At 66.1% G+C, this 16,647-nt stretch carries 20 protein-coding genes; 11 read left to right on the top strand and 9 right to left on the bottom strand.

Going from position 1 to position 16,647, the window contains the following annotated elements; all coding sequences use genetic code 11:
• Positions 1-155: 155 nt before the first annotated feature.
• The 11 genes from WMF19_RS41815 (at position 156) to WMF19_RS41765 (ending at position 9,447) form a co-directional block, all read left to right on the top strand.
• A complete protein-coding gene (locus WMF19_RS41815; RefSeq protein WP_437895479.1) occupies positions 156-617 on the top strand; it encodes a hypothetical protein in 462 nt (153 codons plus the stop codon).
• A 139-nt stretch (positions 618-756) separates the two neighbouring features.
• Positions 757-1,716 (top strand): aromatase/cyclase, encoded by a 960-nt coding sequence (locus WMF19_RS41810; RefSeq protein WP_437895478.1) that lies wholly within the window; start codon positions 757-759, stop codon positions 1,714-1,716.
• Positions 1,717-1,727: 11 nt separating this feature from the next.
• Positions 1,728-2,507 carry an SDR family NAD(P)-dependent oxidoreductase gene (locus WMF19_RS41805; RefSeq protein ID WP_437895477.1) on the top strand — a complete coding sequence of 260 codons (780 nt, stop codon included), beginning with the start codon at positions 1,728-1,730 and terminating at the stop codon, positions 2,505-2,507.
• A 54-nt stretch (positions 2,508-2,561) separates the two neighbouring features.
• Positions 2,562-3,842, top strand: a complete 1,281-nt coding sequence (locus WMF19_RS41800; RefSeq protein WP_437895476.1) for a beta-ketoacyl-[acyl-carrier-protein] synthase family protein — start codon at positions 2,562-2,564, stop codon at positions 3,840-3,842.
• A gap of 14 nt (positions 3,843-3,856) precedes the next feature.
• Positions 3,857-5,101 (top strand): beta-ketoacyl-[acyl-carrier-protein] synthase family protein, encoded by a 1,245-nt coding sequence (locus WMF19_RS41795; RefSeq protein WP_437895475.1) that lies wholly within the window; start codon positions 3,857-3,859, stop codon positions 5,099-5,101.
• A 60-nt stretch (positions 5,102-5,161) separates the two neighbouring features.
• Entirely contained in the window at positions 5,162-5,410 is a 249-nt protein-coding gene (locus tag WMF19_RS41790; protein WP_437895474.1) for an acyl carrier protein, read from the top strand.
• A 134-nt stretch (positions 5,411-5,544) separates the two neighbouring features.
• Positions 5,545-5,964 (top strand): holo-ACP synthase, encoded by a 420-nt coding sequence (locus WMF19_RS41785; protein WP_437895473.1) that lies wholly within the window; start codon positions 5,545-5,547, stop codon positions 5,962-5,964.
• Between the two features lie 86 nt (positions 5,965-6,050).
• Positions 6,051-6,404 (top strand): hypothetical protein, encoded by a 354-nt coding sequence (locus tag WMF19_RS41780; RefSeq protein WP_437895472.1) that lies wholly within the window; start codon positions 6,051-6,053, stop codon positions 6,402-6,404.
• A 35-nt stretch (positions 6,405-6,439) separates the two neighbouring features.
• A complete protein-coding gene (locus WMF19_RS41775; protein WP_437895471.1) occupies positions 6,440-8,023 on the top strand; it encodes a phytoene desaturase family protein in 1,584 nt (527 codons plus the stop codon).
• Positions 8,024-8,108: 85 nt separating this feature from the next.
• On the top strand, positions 8,109-8,849 hold the full coding sequence (locus tag WMF19_RS41770) for an SDR family oxidoreductase (RefSeq protein WP_437895470.1): 741 nt from the start codon (positions 8,109-8,111) through the stop codon (positions 8,847-8,849).
• A gap of 136 nt (positions 8,850-8,985) precedes the next feature.
• Entirely contained in the window at positions 8,986-9,447 is a 462-nt protein-coding gene (locus tag WMF19_RS41765; protein WP_437895469.1) for a hypothetical protein, read from the top strand.
• A 43-nt stretch (positions 9,448-9,490) separates the two neighbouring features.
• Here WMF19_RS41765 and WMF19_RS41760 read toward each other — a convergent pair whose 3' ends face one another.
• From WMF19_RS41760 to WMF19_RS41720, 9 genes are all read right to left on the bottom strand, one after another.
• Positions 9,491-9,949: a hypothetical protein gene (locus WMF19_RS41760; RefSeq protein ID WP_437895468.1), complete on the bottom strand. Its 459-nt coding sequence runs from the start codon at positions 9,947-9,949 to the stop codon at positions 9,491-9,493.
• A 224-nt stretch (positions 9,950-10,173) separates the two neighbouring features.
• Positions 10,174-10,515, bottom strand: a complete 342-nt coding sequence (locus tag WMF19_RS41755; protein WP_437895467.1) for a hypothetical protein — start codon at positions 10,513-10,515, stop codon at positions 10,174-10,176.
• A 119-nt stretch (positions 10,516-10,634) separates the two neighbouring features.
• Complete coding sequence (locus WMF19_RS41750) at positions 10,635-11,354, bottom strand: SDR family NAD(P)-dependent oxidoreductase (protein ID WP_437895466.1); 720 nt, start codon at positions 11,352-11,354, stop codon at positions 10,635-10,637.
• A 2-nt stretch (positions 11,355-11,356) separates the two neighbouring features.
• Entirely contained in the window at positions 11,357-11,845 is a 489-nt protein-coding gene (locus WMF19_RS41745) for an antibiotic biosynthesis monooxygenase family protein (RefSeq protein WP_437895465.1), read from the bottom strand.
• Positions 11,846-11,974: 129 nt separating this feature from the next.
• Positions 11,975-12,604, bottom strand: a complete 630-nt coding sequence (locus tag WMF19_RS41740; protein ID WP_437895464.1) for a hypothetical protein — start codon at positions 12,602-12,604, stop codon at positions 11,975-11,977.
• Positions 12,605-12,648: 44 nt separating this feature from the next.
• Positions 12,649-13,254: an antibiotic biosynthesis monooxygenase family protein gene (locus WMF19_RS41735; RefSeq protein ID WP_437895463.1), complete on the bottom strand. Its 606-nt coding sequence runs from the start codon at positions 13,252-13,254 to the stop codon at positions 12,649-12,651.
• 15 nt (positions 13,255-13,269) lie between these two features.
• Positions 13,270-13,875, bottom strand: a complete 606-nt coding sequence (locus tag WMF19_RS41730) for an antibiotic biosynthesis monooxygenase family protein (RefSeq protein WP_437895462.1) — start codon at positions 13,873-13,875, stop codon at positions 13,270-13,272.
• Positions 13,876-14,662: 787 nt separating this feature from the next.
• Positions 14,663-15,895, bottom strand: coding sequence for a formylglycine-generating enzyme family protein (locus WMF19_RS41725; RefSeq protein WP_437895461.1), 1,233 nt, complete (start codon positions 15,893-15,895; stop codon positions 14,663-14,665).
• A 149-nt stretch (positions 15,896-16,044) separates the two neighbouring features.
• Positions 16,045-16,515 (bottom strand): Dps family protein, encoded by a 471-nt coding sequence (locus WMF19_RS41720; protein ID WP_012239415.1) that lies wholly within the window; start codon positions 16,513-16,515, stop codon positions 16,045-16,047.
• Positions 16,516-16,647: the final 132 nt, after the last annotated feature.

The raw sequence follows: 16,647 nt of genomic DNA, 5'->3' as shown, positions 1-16,647 counted from the left end.
TGATAGGGCACGTACTCAGTCACCCATCGACCGAGCGCCCAGTCGGATAGCGGACATGCGATGTGCGTCGTGGGGATGGCGGGTCGTTCCGGCGCAAGTTCGTTGCCGGCCGGCTTCGGCGCTTATTGATCATCTAGCCTTCGTGGAATAGCGACATGAAAAGGACCGTGCACGGCATCGCTGGAATACTCGCGCTCTGTATCATTTCGATCTTCTTTTTATCCACGATGCTCGCTGAGCTCTCCGGGAATACCGAGACCATCGTCACCGTGAAGCGCACCATCCTCTACGGCCTCGCCCTGCTGATTCCGAGCATGGCGGCGGCGGGCGGCAGCGGGAACTCGCTGGCCAGCGCTCGCACCGGCAGGATCGTGGAGGGCAAGAAGCGGCGCATGAAGTTCATCGCGATGAACGGCATCCTCATCCTTGTGCCTTGCGCGTTCGTCCTTTACCGGCTCGCGAGCCGGGGGGAGTTCGGGCCGCTGTTCGTCGGCCTCCAGATCGTCGAGCTGGCGGCGGGAGCGACGAACATCTACCTGCTCATCAGGATGGCGCGCGATGGTTTCAGGCTGACAGGCCGCCTGGCGGTGGCCAAGGAGAGCGGCAAGGCGAGCTGAATCGGAGCGCGAGATCCTCGCGCTCCACCGAAGCCAGGGCGCCTCTCGAAGCCACACCACGAAGGCGATCGGCGCTGCGCGACGCAGCCGCCGAAGGGACACTATTGTCGATAGTCGACACAAGGAATGGACGGGGCGAATGAACTATTATCAGCACACGATCGAGGTAGCCGCTGATGTCGAAGACGCCTACGCGCTGTCGGCAGACGTGGAGAAATGGCCGCAGATCTTCCCGCCTTGCAAGGCGGCCAAGGTCATCGAGCGGAGCGAGAGGACGCAGCTCATCGAGATCACAGCGCTCGCCAACGGCAAGCTGATGACCTGGCGATCCATCAGGGAGTTCTTCCCCCAGCAGCGTGCCATCTCGTTCCGCCAGGTGCAGCCGTCGCCGCTGCTCAGCGCCATGGAGGGGTTCTGGCGCTTCTTCCCCCTGCAGACCGGGACGCTCATCGTTTTGGAGCACCGGTTCGAGATCAAGCCGGACGTGCGCGGGCTCATCGATGGCGTCTCGACGCCCGAGGAGGCGCAGAGCTTCATGTCGAAGTCGACCGACACGAACAGCAAACGCGAGCTCCAGGCGATCAAGCAAGTCCTCGAGTCGAAGACCATCCCGGGCCGGGACAACGAGCTCTATGGCGAGTTCGAAGAGGAGATGACGATCGCGGCCTCGCCCGAGGCCGTGTATCCGCTCCTCGCGCGCGCGCAGGACTGGCCGCAGGTGCTCCCTCACTGCCATGGCGTCGAGATGCGGTACGACGACGGTCAGGATCAGGAGTTCATCATGACCGTGGACGTGAAGGGGCAGATGGAGCGCATCCGGTCGATCCGGCACTGTACGCCGAACTCGAGCATCAGCTACTTCCAGCCGGAGCCGCCGCCGGTGCTGCGCCGGCACAGCGGCAAGTGGCTCATCGAGCGCGTGCCGGGCGGCGTCCGGGTCGTCTCGTGGCACGCCGTCGAGCTGAAGCCCGAGGGCATGAAGAAGATCTGGGGGGACATCAGCCCCAGCGACGCCTTGGCGCGGGTGACCAAGGCGATCAACGACAACAGTCGCGGGACGATGCTGGCTGTCAAGGCTCGTACCGAGACGCAGGCTTAGAGGAGTCTATCATGACGGATCAGAATCGGAAGGTCGCTCTCATCACTGGTGCCGGCCGCGGGATCGGCAAGGCGGCGGCCGTTCGGCTCGCGAAGGACGGGTTCAGCGTCGCGCTCCTCGCGCGCTCGAAGGAGCAGCTCGAGGAGACCAGCGCGGAGCTCCGCGCCCTGGGGAACCGCGTGATGATCGGGGTCTGCGACGTCTCGTCGCCGCAAGAGGTCGACGCGGCCGTCAAGGCTGTTGTCCAGGAGTTCGGGCACATTAACGTCCTCCTCAACAACGCAGGGCGCGGCGGCGGCGGGGCCACCGCGACCATGGACGACGCGCTGTGGCGGGAGATCATCGATACGAACCTGAACAGCGTATTTTATGTCACCAAGTCGGTCCTCAACAACACGCCCGAGGGCACGCTGAAGACGATCCTCAGCGTCGCGTCGACCGGCGGCAAGCAGGGCGTGATCTACGCCGCCGCGTACAGCGCGTCGAAGCACGGGATCATCGGCTTCACCAAGTCGCTCGCCCTTGAGCTGGCGCCGAAGGGCATCACGGTGAACGCCGTCTGCCCGGGGTTCGTGGAGACCGAGCTCGCGGAGAAGGCGCGAGGGGGCTACGCGAAGATCTGGGGCGTGAGCGTCGAGGACGCGAAGAAGCGCATCGAGCAGCGCGTCCCGATCGGTCGCTACATCGACCCGAGCGAGGTCGCGGCGATGGTGGCCTACCTGGCGTCGGACAGCGCTCGTGGGATCACCGGACAGGCACTCAACGTCTGCGGCGGGCTGGGCAACTATTGATGCCTCTTGTGGTCGGATAGGAACGTGGCGGGGGGGAGAGAAGGTTAAAAATTCGTGAAGTACGCTCAGAAGGGTAAGCGGCGTAGGGCAGTCATCACTGGACTCGGGATCATCGCGCCCAACGGCATCGGCGTCGAGCAGTTTTGGGCGGCAGCGATGGCCGGGCGCTCCGGGGTCCACGGGATCGACCAGTTCTCGGTAGACGGGTTCAAGTCGAAGATCGCCGGACAGGCGCGGAGCTTCGACCCGAGGGCCTGCGGCCTCAGGGAAGACCAAGTCCGGCGGCTGGACCGCTATGCGCAGTTCGCCGTCGCGGCGAGCAAGATGGCGATGGATGACGCGGCTTTCGGCGACGGCGCTCCGGGCCATGATCGGATCGGCGTCTGCATCGGCAACGCGATCGCCGGGACGAAGTTCATGGAAGAGGAGTTCCTGGTCCTGACGGAGCGAGGCACCGCGCCGTACAACCCGACGTGGGTGCAGCGCTCGCTCTACCAGGCGTCCACGTTCAACGTGGCCTCGGCCGAGGTCGCCAGCATCTACGGAGCTCGCGGGCCGTGCTCGACGCTCAGCACCGGGTGCACGGGCGGCCTGGACGCCATCGGGCTGGCGCTCGACAGCATCCGCATGGGCGACGCCGACGTGATGATCTGCGGCGCGTCGGAGGCGCCCATCACGCCGATCGCGTTCGCCGCGTTCGACATCCTCGGCGCGCTCTCGAGCAGGCGTAACGACGCCGCGCAGCGCGCCTCGCGGCCGTTCGACTCCCAGCGCGACGGCTTCGTGCTGGGCGAAGGAGCCGGGATCCTGATCCTCGAGGAGCGGGAGCACGCGCTGCGCCGCGGAGCGACGATCTACGCGGAGCTCGGCGGCTTCGCGTCGTGCAACAACGCATACCACATGACCGATCTCGCGCCGGACGGCATCGACCTGTCCCGCGCGATGAAGCTCGCGCTCGTCGACGCGGACATCGCGCCGAACCAGGTCGACTATGCGTGCGCGCACGGGAGCTCGACCAAGCAGAACGACACGAACGAGACGGCGGCGCTGAAGCTGGCGCTCGGGGATCACGCCTACAAGGTCCCGGTCAGCTCGCTGAAGTCCATGGTCGGGCACCCCCTGGCCGCCGCCAACGCGCTCGAGAGCGTCGCCTCGGTCCTCTCCATCCGTAACTCCGAGATCTTCCCCACCATCAACTATGAGAGCAAGGACAGCTCCTGCGATCTGAACTACGTCCCCAACGAGGGTATCCGGAGGAAGGTGGACGTCGTTCTGAAGGCCGCGAGCGGTTTCTCCGGAATTCACAGCGCTCTGGTGTTTTGCGCGCCGAGCTGAGCAGGAGCACAACAATGAATCGTCGCGTTGTCATCACCGGGATCGGCCTTCTCGCTCCGAACGGCATCGGCAGTGGAACGGTCTGGTCCAATATCCTGAACCGGAAGAGCGCGCTGCGCCAAATCACGAAGTTTGATACCAGCAGCTTCCCGACCTCCTTCGGCGGCGAACTACTCGACTTCGACCCGCTGGATTTCATGCCGGTCCGCCTGGCGCGCAAGCTGGACCCCTACACCCAGTACGCGATCGCCGCCTGCACGATGGCGATCAAGGACGCCGAGATGGACCTCGAGAAGGTCAACAAGCACGAGTTCGGCGTCTACGTGGGCAACTGCTTCGGCGGATGGACCGTGACCGATCGGGAGCTGCGGCACCTGCACACGACGGGTGCGAGGGACGTGAGCCCCCACCAGGCCACCGCCTGGTTCCCTGCCGCGCCGCAGGGGCAGGTCTCGATCCTCTTCGGGCTCCGCGGGCACAGCAAGACCATCGTATGCGATCGCGCCAGCGGCCTGGCCAGCATCGGCTATGCCGCGCGGACCATCGCGCAGGGAAGCTGCGAGATCATCCTCGCCGGCGGCACGGAGGCGGTGATGTCGCCGCTGCCCTACTCCGCATGCCTCACGGACGGCATCGTGAACCAGAACGCGGGCGCGTCGCCGGAGACGGCGTATCGCCCGTTCGACACGGCTCGGCGCGGGCTCGTCCCGGGCGAGGGGGCCGCGTTCCTCTTGCTGGAAGACAGGGAGCACGCGATCCGCCGGAACGCCAGGATCTACGGCGAAATCCGTGGCTTCGGCCTGTCCAACGATGCCTGCCACCCCGCGCCGCTCCCGAAGGAGGAGCGGGGCCTGAGCATCGCGATGCAGAAGACGCTCGACGACGCCGAGATCAAACCAAGCGACGTCTCCTTCATCATGGCGGACGGGATGGGCACCGTGGACGGAGACGCGCAGGAGGCCGCGGCCATCCACAAGGTGTTCGGCGAGCTGGGCAGCAAGGTCAAGGTTTCGGCGCCGAAGTCCATGATCGGACACCTGTATGGCGCCAGCGGCGCGATGGATGCCGCATTCGCCGCGATGGGGCTCTTTTACGAGACCGTCCCGCCCACGACGAACATCGACCATCCCGACGCGAATTGCAACCTTGCGGTGACCACCGAGGCGATCAAGGGCGGCGCGATGCGCTACGCCCAGATCAACAGCCGCGGATCCGGTGGCATGAACGTGTCGATGATCATCGGCAACGACCGATCCTGACCAATCTCGTACCCCACGCGACACATCAGACAAGACGATTTGCCAGTACAGGAGTATGTCATGCAGAGCGCTCAGACCGTCGAGACCCAGGTGAAGACGATCCTCTCCGAGTTCCTCGGAAGGCCCATGAACGACTTCTCGGATGCCGCCTCGCTCCAGGACGATATGGACGTGGACTCGACCGAGATGATCGAGATCGTTTGCGAGGTGGAGCGAGCCTTCCAGATCAAGCTCGGAGCCGGCGCGGAGAAGGAGATCAAGACGGTCTCTGACATCTTCAGCCTCGTCAACCGCGCCAAGGAATCCTGACCCCAGAGGCTCGCCCCCGAGCGTCGCCGCCAGCAAGCCCCCGGTGGCTCCGCTTCCTTGGCATCTTCCCTTCATGAAACATGCGTCGCGCGAGCGCGCTGCTCGGCGCTCCAGTGACGTGGAAGGCTGGCTGGATGATCATCGGTGTCGGCGTTGACCTTTGCGCGATCAGCCGCATCGCGGCGGCTATCGAGAGGCACGAGGGCCGGTTCGAGGAGCGGCTGTTCACCCCGGCAGAGCGCGAATACTGCCGCATGCGGAGCTCCCCTGCTCAGCACTTTGCGGCCCGGTTCGCCGCCAAGGAAGCGTGCGTCAAGGCCCTCGGCGCGCCGGCCGGGCTCGCATGGCACGAGCTCGAGGTGGTTCGCGTCGGGGACGGCCGCCCGAGGCTCATGCTCTCCGGCGCCTCGACGGAGATCGCGAGGGGGCTCGGGGTCGAGAGGCTACATCTCACCATGTCCCATCAGGCGAACTTCGCGGTCGCCGTCGTCGTGGCCGAGCGCGATGAAGGTGAGCGCGAACGTGCCTTCGGCGTACGGCGAGGGGGCCGCTGATGAACGCGGGTGAATCAGCGCGAACCGGCGCCGAGAGGCTCAGCACGAACCGAGGCGAGATACGCCTGGAGCACCCCGCTCAAGGCGTGCTCGTCATTCGATGCACCGGCCACGGGGAGGCCGCCTTCGTCGCGCCGCTGCTGAGCCGCTTCGAGGCGCTCGCCGCCTCCGGCGATCCAGCGGACCTCTTCGTGGACGCCGAGCGCCTCACGGACTTCGACCGCGAGTACCGCGCCGGGATGGTTGCCTGGATCACACAGAACAGGCCGCGCCTCCGCTGCGTCAGCGTGCTCGTCCGGTCCAGGATGGCGGCGATGGGCGTCTCGCTCGCGAGGCTCAGGCACAAGGGCCTCCTGGTCCCGTTCGTCAATCGCGACGACTTCGAGCGCGCCCTCCAGTCCGTTGTTGAGCAGAGGACCGCAGCTCGCCAGGAATTTTGAGCGGCGGAATCCGCCCAGGAGAGCAACAGATCACCATGAAAAACGAGCATGATATCATCATCATCGGAGCCGGGCACAACGGGCTGGCGACGGCGGCCTACCTCGCAAAGGCTGGCCTCGACGTCTGCGTCCTGGAGAAGAACCCCTGGATAGGCGGGGGATGCGTCACGCAGGAGCTCGCCGCTCCGGGGTTCAAGAACGACCCGGCGTCGACCTGCCACATCTTCATCCAGGCGAACCCTCTCCTGGTCAACGACGAGCTCGGGCTCAAGTCGAAATATGGCCTGAAGTTCCATTACCCCGATTCGCTCTATTCCGTGGTCTTTCCGGACGACTCCTCCTACACCTGCTACAGGGATGTAGAGAAGACGTGCGCGATGATAGAGAAGAGGTTCTCCGCGCGCGACGCCGACGCGTACCGCAAGTTCTACGACTGGGCATCCGCGGGCCTCGACATGCTCACGCCGGCCTTCTACGCGCCCTGTCCGCCGGCGGGCGACCTGTTCGCGATGCTCCAGCAGAGCGGCCCAGGCCGTGAGCTCATGCGCGCGTTGATGATGAGCAGCCTGCAGCTCCTCGACGACTGGTTCGAGAACGACTTCGTCAAGATCGCCATAGCCCGATTCACGACGGAAGTCATCATCTCGCCCCAGGAAGCCGGGACCGGCGTGATCTTGTACATGATGACCCCGTTCGTCCATCGTTATGGCATCGGCCTGCCCGAAGGCGGCAGCGGAGCGCTGACGGACAAGCTGGAGGCGTGCCTCAAGGATCTCGGGGCGACGATACGAACCCAGAGCGGCGTGAAGAGGATCACCGTGGCGGGCGGCGCAGCGAAGGGCGTCGTGCTCGAGTCCGGCGAGGAGATCCGCGCGCGAAAGGCCGTGGTGTCTGCGGTGCATGTGCAGCAGCTGGTCTTGCAGATGCTGCGGCCGGAGCAGCTCTCGCCCGACGTCACGACGATGGCTCGCCGCATCAAGATGAACCCGTTCAGCCTGTTCCATCAGGTGCTGGCGATGCACGAGGCTCCGCGCTACAAGGCCGGCGACGAGGTCGACAAGTCCTGTATCGTGGAGTTCGCTCCCGGTAATATGCCGGAGTTCCGGCAGCACTTCGAGGACTTCCATCACGGCCGGGTCCGTACGGATGGTCCGCTGATGATGACGCAAAGCCTCTTCGACCCGACCCGCGCCCCTGCCGGGAAGCACTCCGGTTACCTGCTCCACTATGCGCCCTATCACCTGAGAGAGGGCGCGGCGCACTGGGACCGGCTCAAGGACGACCTCGCGGCCGGCGTGCTCGCCCACTTGCAGCGCCGCACCACGAACATGGGAGAGGCCAATATCCTCGGCAGGAAGGTGTTCAGCCCGCTCGACTTCGAACGGTGGAACTCGTCCTTCGTCGAGGGCGACGGGACGCACATCGGGAACTACCTCTTCCAGTCGCTCAGCATGAGGCCGATGCCCGGGTGGGGGCATTATCGGACCCCGGTGGACAAACTCTATATGACCGGAGCGAGCACCCATCCGGGCGGAGGCATCAGCGCCGGGAGCGGGCGGGCTGCGGCTCAGGTCGTCTGCCAGGATCTGGGCATCAGCTTCGAGACCTTGGTCGCATAACACGAATCCACGAGGCCTCATGGCCGACCTGCCAGCGGGACGCAGGGCGCGCTCGCGAAGCTGCGATAAGGATGGAGGTACAGCGATGAGAAAGAGCAACGTTGCGGTGGTGACCGGGGCGTCACGCGGGATCGGGGCTGCCGTCGCGCGGCGGCTCGCGCGCGACGGCGCGGACGTGGTGGTCAACTATAGCGCGAACGAGGTGGCCGCATCGAGCGTGGTCGAGGAGATCAGGGGCATGGGGCGGCGCGCGATCGCCGTCCGCGCCAACGTCTCCGAGATCGAGGGGATCAAGCTGCTCTTCGCGCGCGTCGCGGCAGAGTTCGACCGAATAGACGTCCTGGTGAACAACGCCGCGACGTTCGAGGTGTGCGCCATGCAGGACGTGCAGCCGACCGCGTTCAACAAACTCTTCGATCTGAACGCACGCTCGGTGTTCTTCGCCTCGGAGGAGGCGGCGCGCCTCATGGGCAAGGGCGGAAGGATCATCAACATCTCCTCGGATCTCTCGTGCATGTCCATGCACGGGACGTCGCTCTATGCTGGCGCCAAGGCGGCGATCGAGGCGTTCACGCGCGTCCACGCGGCCGAGCTCGGGCCGCGCGGGATCACGGTGAACGCCGTCTCACCGGGGATCGTCGACACCGACGCGCTTCGCGCGAACATGCCGGACCAGATGATCCAGGGGATCGTCTCGATGACCCCGCTCGGCAGGGTCGGAGCCCCCGAGGACGTGGCCGATGTGGTGGCTTTCATCGCGTCCGATGACAGCCGGTGGATCACGGGCCAGGTCCTCCACGTGAACGGCGGCGTGTTGATGAGGTGAACGCTCCAGCGATCCCGGCCGGTCACCTCCGCGACGGTCGGGCGGACCGCCGAGGCCGGCGAAGGTGAGCGCTGGAGAGAGCGAGAGCACCAGCGGCCGACGGTCAGCGACGAATGGCTGACGGCCGATAAGGACGATGGTAATGCCTTTCTACTTCTACTCACTGGTGAAGCTGCTTCATCTCATCGCGATGGCGTTCTGGCTCGCCGCCGCGGTGTCCATGCCCGGCGACACCCGGCGCACGCTGCTCCTCGGCAGGCCGCACGTCGACGCCCTGGTCCCGCGTGCCCGGCGGTCCATCAGGATCGCGCTCGCCTCGGGCCTCTTGACGATCGCAACGGGTGGCGCCCTCGTGGCGGCGCACGGCGGGCTCGGAGGGGTCTCGATGCGAATTCAGATCGGGCTCGTGCTGACGCTCGTGCTGTTCGCCGTCAGCGCCGCGCTCGTGCTCCCGACCTGGCGCCGGCTCTCGAAGCTCATCGAGGGGGGTGGCGACCTCCAGCATGCCCTCGCGCTCTCCCGAAAGCTCACCATGTACACGGGGCTGGAGCACCTGTTCAGGTTCTCCGTCCTCACGCTCATGGTGTTCAGGTACTGAGGGCTGCGGTGCGCCGGAGCGCTCGCTCCAGCGCCGCCGGGCCTCACTCCGAAGACTGCTTGAGCGCTCCCCACCCTGCGAAGACCGCGGCCACCAGGCTCAGGCCCGTTCGACCCCACTGCCAGTTGGACCACGACGTGATCTGCGCGGGGACATCCTGGATATCGATCGTCTTCTCGATGAACCCCGAATTCGCGCGCGCGAAGTAGAGAGGCAGCAGGGCGAGCGTGCCGGCCATGCACGCGGTGGCCAAGCCCCAGGGTAGCGGGCTCTGCTTCCGCTTGATGGCGGCGAGCAGCGACAGCCCGCACAGCGCCGTTCCCCCGACCTCGAGCGGGAAGAGCGTCATCCCGATGCGCGGTCCGTAGACCGCGAACCAGTCCAGGAACTCGCCGGGACGCATGGATGAAAAGCTGGGAGCGACGGCGGTGGACACAAGCAGGCTGCCACCGGCGAAGGCGCTGGTGAGTACGACCGAAGCTATCTCTAGTGCTCGTGCCATCGCACGATCCTCCTCATGGCCACTGTAGATGCTGCTGCGCCCAGGGCGCGCCGCGGGGATCGGCGCACGGGCGTGGGATCGCCGCCGGAGCCGCGCCGCGCCCCTGTGGCGGCGGCGGGCCTCCATCGGTACCAGGCTCTCGGAGCAGAGGCGAGCGATAACGCGCCGGCTTCACCGCGGGCCCCGTGATGAAGGTCGGCCTGCCTGGCCGCGTGAGCAGGAGATTATCGTGCGCCGCGGGCCGCGAGGACAAAGCGGAGCACGCGCTCGGTCTGGGCCTCGTCGAACCCCGACTGCGGGCCCATCCGCTTCATGGTACCGGGCCACTGAGCCTCAGGGGTCGCCTCAAGCTCGGGGTATCCGTGGCAGCCGTTGCAGCCGGCGATGAAGAGATCGCGCCCGGCCGAGAGCGATTCGGCGGAGGAGTCAGGCCACTTCGCCTGCGCGACGCGCACGGCGGCGGGAGAGACCGGCCCCGGGGCTGCCCCCGTCTTGGGAAATCCGCACCCGGCGAGCACGGCGAGCACAACGAGCAGCCCGAGCCTGCCGCTGCTGATAAAATCCATATTCGGCATCATCGTATTTTCGGTCCTGGAGCAGCCCACCATCGATCATCCAACCCGCCAATGCCCGCGCGGACGCCGGCTCCCGTAAGGCAGTGTGACAGAGCGACCGAGCTTCAGCGTCATGCCCCCGAGCGCACACTGCCTGTAACGGGCTTGCAGCCTATCACCAGAACATCGACGAGCGCCGCAGCGGACAGCGACAGGACGAACTCGATCGCCCGGCTGATGTCTGTCGTTGCGATCATCTGATCCGGCCCCAGGCCCGATCCGGCCGACATGTCAGTGTCGACCACATCCGGACACAACGTCGTCACCTTGATCCCCTTGGGCAACAGCTCCCGTGCCAAGGACCGACTGTAGCCGACCAGCGCGTGCTTGCTGGTCGCGTATCCTCCGACGACGGCGAACGGCTCCACGCCGGTGATGGACGCGACGTTGAAGATATGGGCCGATCCCGACTCGATGAGCGAGTCCACGCAGGCCATGCACATGTTGTGCACCGCCTTGACGTTGGTCGACAGCATGGCGTCGAGGTCATCCACCGTCATGGCGCTGGTGCCAAAGCGAAAGATGCCAGCTGAATTCACCAGCACATCAAGGCGTCCCCGCCGCCGGATCTCCGCCTGGACGGCGCCGCGCGCCGCGTCAAAATCGCACAGATCCACCGCGACGACGCTGACCGTGCATCCATACTCTCGGCGCAGGGTCTCCGCGTTGTCGGCCAATTTCGCGGCGTCACGGGCCACGAGGATGAGATCGAAGCCGCGGCTGGCCAGCCAGCGCGAGATCTCTCGTCCGATTCCACGGCTCGCGCCGGTCACGAGCGCCACCTGAGACATGATCAGCTCCTTTCAAATTTGAGGCTGTGCGTCTGGGTGCACAGCGAAGGGTGGAGCCGGTATGTCATCGACTTTTCGCGATGGCGGTCGTACGCTTTGTCGCGAAGCGACTCCTTGAAGTCTTCAGCGCTGCGCCATTGCGATACGTTGAACAGCCCGTACCTCGTCGACGGGGCGGCGGAGCGGAACAGCCGGGCGTTCAGGAAGCCTGGGTGCGATGCCATGTGATCTTTCGCCTTGTCCCACATCTCGAGTACGCCTGGGATCTGGACCTCGCTGATCTCGAACGGGTTGATCAGCCAAGCGTGGCCAGGGAGCGTCTGGGTCAGCTCGGACAGCATGATGCCCAGGCGACACTTCGTGCCCTCGACGGCCCCAGCCGCCGCGTCGCTCGTCAGCCCCGCGCGCAGCGCCGCCTCGTCCACGTCATCGCTGTCAAAAGCGTAGACGGAGAGGAGCGTGTAATTCACGTCGCGGATCGGCTCGATCACCGTGAACAGCTCTGCGGTCCGGAGGCTGTGCCGCTCCCGGAGAGCCAGCGCGTGGTCCTGCCAGCGATCGGCGTAGCGCGGCGCGGCCGCCGCGTCGACAACGTCTATCCAGTAGATCATGCGCGCACCTCAGCGGGCCGGCGGAGCGACGAGCGCGACACGGCGGCTCAGATAGAGCGAGAAATCGGACTTGAACGCGTCGACGATCTCCATGAAGCGATCGCTGTGGACCCCGGCGAAGAAGAGCTCGGCGCTCTCCCACTCCGCCATGTTGATGAACTTCACCTCGTCGGCGAGGTTCTTGTTCACGAACAGGCTGGAGTTGACGTACCCGGTCAGCTGGCTCATATAGCGCGCCGCCTCGGCCCACATGGCGGCATAAGCCGTCATGCGCTCCTCGGGCAGGTAGATGACGTCGACCAGCACCATGTGGCCGGACGGCGGGCTGAAGAGGTACGGGGAGCCGTCGGCGAGGCTCATCTTGAACCCGGTGAACTTGGTGCCTGCCGCGCCCAGCACCGCGACGAGCTCTGCGTTTTGCCTGACGGCGGCGCGCGCGCTCTCCCAGTCCTCGGCCGAACGCCAGCGACACACGCTGGTCATCTCCCAGCTCGTACGTGGCTTGAGCGTCTGGAAGGTTTCGAGGAGCTGCCCCCCTTCGAAGCCTGGCTGCTCGGACAGGAAAGCGCACACGGCGCTCCACGCGCTCGTCGCTGCCGCGCGGTTGGACGTTTCCAGGAGATCGATGACCATGACCATGACTCAACCCTCTGCGCAGTGAGTGAAAGCCGACCGCGATGGCTTCACCCGGATTTCGTGATTTCCTCGGCGACGCGCGAGAAACATATCTGGAATGTTCCTTCGAAGGGGGCGACGAGGTCCTTGTAATCTTTGCCGGCGAACTGCGCCATGAACGCTTCTTCGTTCTCCCATTCGGCACGACTGACGAAGTAGTACGTGTCGGTCTCCGGATGGTAGCTCTGAAACAGCTCGGCGGCGATGAACCCGTGGCGCTTGCCCATGAGATCCTTCGTCGCGCCCCACATCTTCGCGTTCTCCGCCGCCTGCGGCTGCTTGATGCGATAGGGATTGGTGATGACGAGGTGCGACTCCCGGGCCGGCTGCTCCGTGTGCTCGCTTCGATCGACGATGCCGTACAGGTTGATGCCGCGATCCGCCGCCAAGGGCTGCGCCGGCCCGGACGCCTGGACAGCGTAGTAGGCGTTGATGTCGGTCCATCGGACGATGCTTACCAGGTCGTACCCGCGGGCGTTGATGCGCTTGTAGACGACATGAAGCCGCGCGCTCAGGAAGCCAGGGCGCGTGGCCAGCTCGCGCGCAGCACCCACCCACGAGCGCTGAAGCACTTGGGTGTTGTCTGCCTCTGCAATATCGATTCGAGCGATCATAGGTCTTTCACTCGGTCACGAGTTAGGTAGTTTGGCGAGCATGATCTGGCTTTTCGGCTGGAAGCCGCCGCTGATGATGTCCTTGAAGACGGGGCTCGCAAATGCGGACTTGAACGCGGGGATGCTGGTCCAACGCGCGATATTCACGAACCAGCCGGCGTGTTCGCCGGGCACGGCCTCGAACAGGCGGCTCGCGACGAATCCCTCTCGGGTTGTCATGAAGCCGGCCGCTCGCTCGAACTGCGCTAGGAACCGCGCGCGATCCTGCGGGCTGAGCGCGCACAACGTGATCAGCAGGACGCCGGCCGATGGCTCGGTCCGCGCTGGCGCGATCCCATCGCGACGACCGCGAGCCCGAACGACCGTGCGCGCGTCGAGCCTGAGCGAAGGAGGAGGCAAGGAGACGTCGACGCGCCCGTCCTGAAACAGCCGATCCGGCCCCGCCGAGGCCATCATGTGAACATACGAGGCAGTACCGTAACCGTCGCGGGCCAGATCGTCTCGCTCGATGGCAACGGAGAAGCCGGCGCGTCCGCCCCCCCGGCGCCGGAGCCGCTCGCTCAGGATGGTGAGGGGAGCGCCCGCCGAGGGCGGCGTAAAGAAGTCGAAACGGGTGATCATGCTCCAAATCTCCAGGTCTGGTCCGCCAGCAACGGGCTCAGCTCGGCGTCGTGCCAGGAAAAAGGCCCGACACCGTCAGGCGAGCCCGCGGCCGTCATGCGACCGCGATGCTCTCCGAGGCCAGGAGGCGGCGCCGGATGGAAACCCTCGATAGGATCCCGGGATGAATGCGATAGGTACGGATGCGATCCCCACGCGCACGACGCGCACTACCATGACACGCTCCAGGAACGACCCATCGATGCATGATGGGTGGACCTCCAGCGCGGCAACAGTCCAAAGCCAGCCTCGCGCCCTGGGCGCGCGCTGGCCGCAGCCAGCTATTGGTGGGTATACATATAGTGCCGCATTACTATGTCAAGTTACAATCTGACGCAGTGCAGGAATGGTCGTACTTTCGCTGTCGATGTGAAAATGGCCATCCGAGCGGTAGGTCACCGGGGCCTTGACCCCAATTTCCCGGGAGCGGCGCGGGCGCGAATGGGCATGCACGAGGTGAGGGAGGTGGGGTCTGACAGAGGTGTTGCGACCGCTGCGTGAACTTCGTGTTTCGATCTCATCGACGGAGGCGCGCGCCGCGGGACCATGGAGGCCTCCGCAGCGCAGATGTGGCGTGAGCGCGCGGGCCGGGCGCTAGGTCGGTGCTGGCTCTCCTCGCGGAGAATCGCGGAGGATATCGCGGAGGCGGGGATGTCGATTCGGCTTTGCGAAAGTTTAACCGCGGCGACACACCGTCGAGCGAGGTTGCTCGAAGCGCCGCCGCCCCGTCCGCTCGCGCGGGCGACGGCTACCGATCCCTCGCGCACCGGGCGCCAAGACCGTAGTAGCGCTCCGCGGCTTTGCCGGGGAGGCGATGGGATGTCGTGAGATTCTCGATGTCGTCGTCGAAGCACCCGCCGCGCATGACGCGCTCGGAGCCAGCGGTCAGGTTCGCGCAATTGTCGCAGAGGTCGCAGCGCTGCGATGAGATCGGGTAATCGTCGCTGTGCCCGTCCAGCGTCCACTCCCACAGGCTCCCTGCCAGGTCTGCCTGGCCCCACTTTCCATCCCCGGAGGTCGCCTCGTCACCGCTCGATCTCGATCCGACCGGCAGGAGATCGGCGATCGTGCAGGGGCTGCCTGACGCTTCGGTGTACCCGTAGCAGCCGAAGACCGCACGGTCCTCGTCGGCCGTATCGCCCCACGGATAGCTTCGCTCCTCGTCGCCGCCGACCGCTGCATAGCTCCACTCGGCCTCTGTCGGCAATCGCCCGCCGTCCCACGCACAGAAGGCCATTGCCTCGTGCCAGGTGATGCAGTTCATGGGGAGGCGCTCGTCGTCGTGGGATGCGACCTCGTCGGTCCACGTCGAGCAGCGCGCCCCGAGAGCGCTGCACGTGTCGCGATCGGGAGGGGTGCACTTCCTCAGCTCCGTCATCAGCGTCTCCGTGTCTGGCTGGAGGAACTCCACGAAGCTGTCCTTCCACCCGCTGTCAGGCAGCGCCGGGTGCTTTCCGGCGCCATCCTCGGGAGGGCTCTCTTGGGTTCCTCTCCCCGCCTTGATGAACTCACGGAACCGGCCAACCGTGATCTCGTAGGTATCCAGCCAGAAGTCGTTCACGATCGCCCGCCTCTGCTCGGCGGAGCCCGTCACGCCGTCATAGCTCCTCGTGTACACGCCGCCGTCCACGAGCCGGCTGTCGCAGCAGCTGATCCCGTCCGGTCCGCACTGCGTCGCCAGGGTCAGGCAGCTCGGGGCCATCGACGAGATTGGACCGCCCCCTGCGCCCGCGCCGCTGCCGCCTTCGCCGTTCAGCCCGCATCCCCCCGCCTCACCGCCGCTCCCGGCCGCCGCGCCCTCACCGCCGCTCCCGGCCGCCGCGCCCTCACCGCTGCTCCCGGCCGCCGCGCCCTCACCGCTGCTCCCGGCCGCCGCGCCGCCGCCGCTCCCGGCCGCCGTTCCCTCACCGTCGCCGGGAGTGTACCGCTCCCAGTCCGCGCCGATGAGGTCCGAGCATCCGGCGGCGACGAGCGCTCCCACCCCGCCGATCCAACCAGCTTTCGCCCAGGTTCCACCCATGACCCGACAGCGTCACCCCCTTCGTTCACCGCTGTCAAGCCGCTCCGGGCCGGCCGGCTGCATCGAGGGATCTCCTCTCCGCAGCTCGGCCGGCGGCCGCAACGCCGGGGCTACTCGAGCAGGCTGCGCAGCATCCAGGCGGTCTTCTCGTGGACCTGCAGGCGCTGGGTGATCAGATCGCAGGTGGGCTGATCGTTGGCGTTCTCGGCCACGGGGAAGAGCTCACGCGCCGTGCGCGCGACCGTCTCGTGGCCTTCGACGAGGCGCTTGATCATGTCCGTGGCCTTGGGGACGCCGTCGTCCTCCTTGATGGTCGAGAGCGCGACGAACTGCTTGTAGGTCCCCGGCGCGGGGAGGCCGAGGGCCCGGATGCGCTCGGCGACAAGGTCCACGGCGAGCGCCAGCTCGTTGTACTGCTGCTCGAACATGAGGTGGAGCGTCTGGAACATGGGCCCTGTGACGTTCCAGTGGAAATTGTGGGTCTTCAGATAGAGCGTGTACGTGTCCGCGAGGACGCGTCCCAGCCCGGCGCCGATCAGCTCGCGGTTCTTGGCGTCGATTCCGATATTGATCTCCATCATCGCTCCTCTCGTAGATCGTGTGCTCTTCGCTCGCTGGACCGAATCCGGCGCCGGGAGCGCCCTCCGTGCCCAGTCGTGACGGGCCGCCAACGTTCGTCCTCACGGTCGCCGCGTCAATCGGGTCATCCCCTG

This window comes from Sorangium sp. So ce124, assembly GCF_051525235.1.
Classification (GTDB): domain Bacteria; phylum Myxococcota_A; class Polyangia; order Polyangiales; family Polyangiaceae; genus Sorangium; species Sorangium atrum.
Note: the sequence above shows the minus strand (reverse complement) of the source record. Positions and strands in the feature narration are given on the sequence as shown.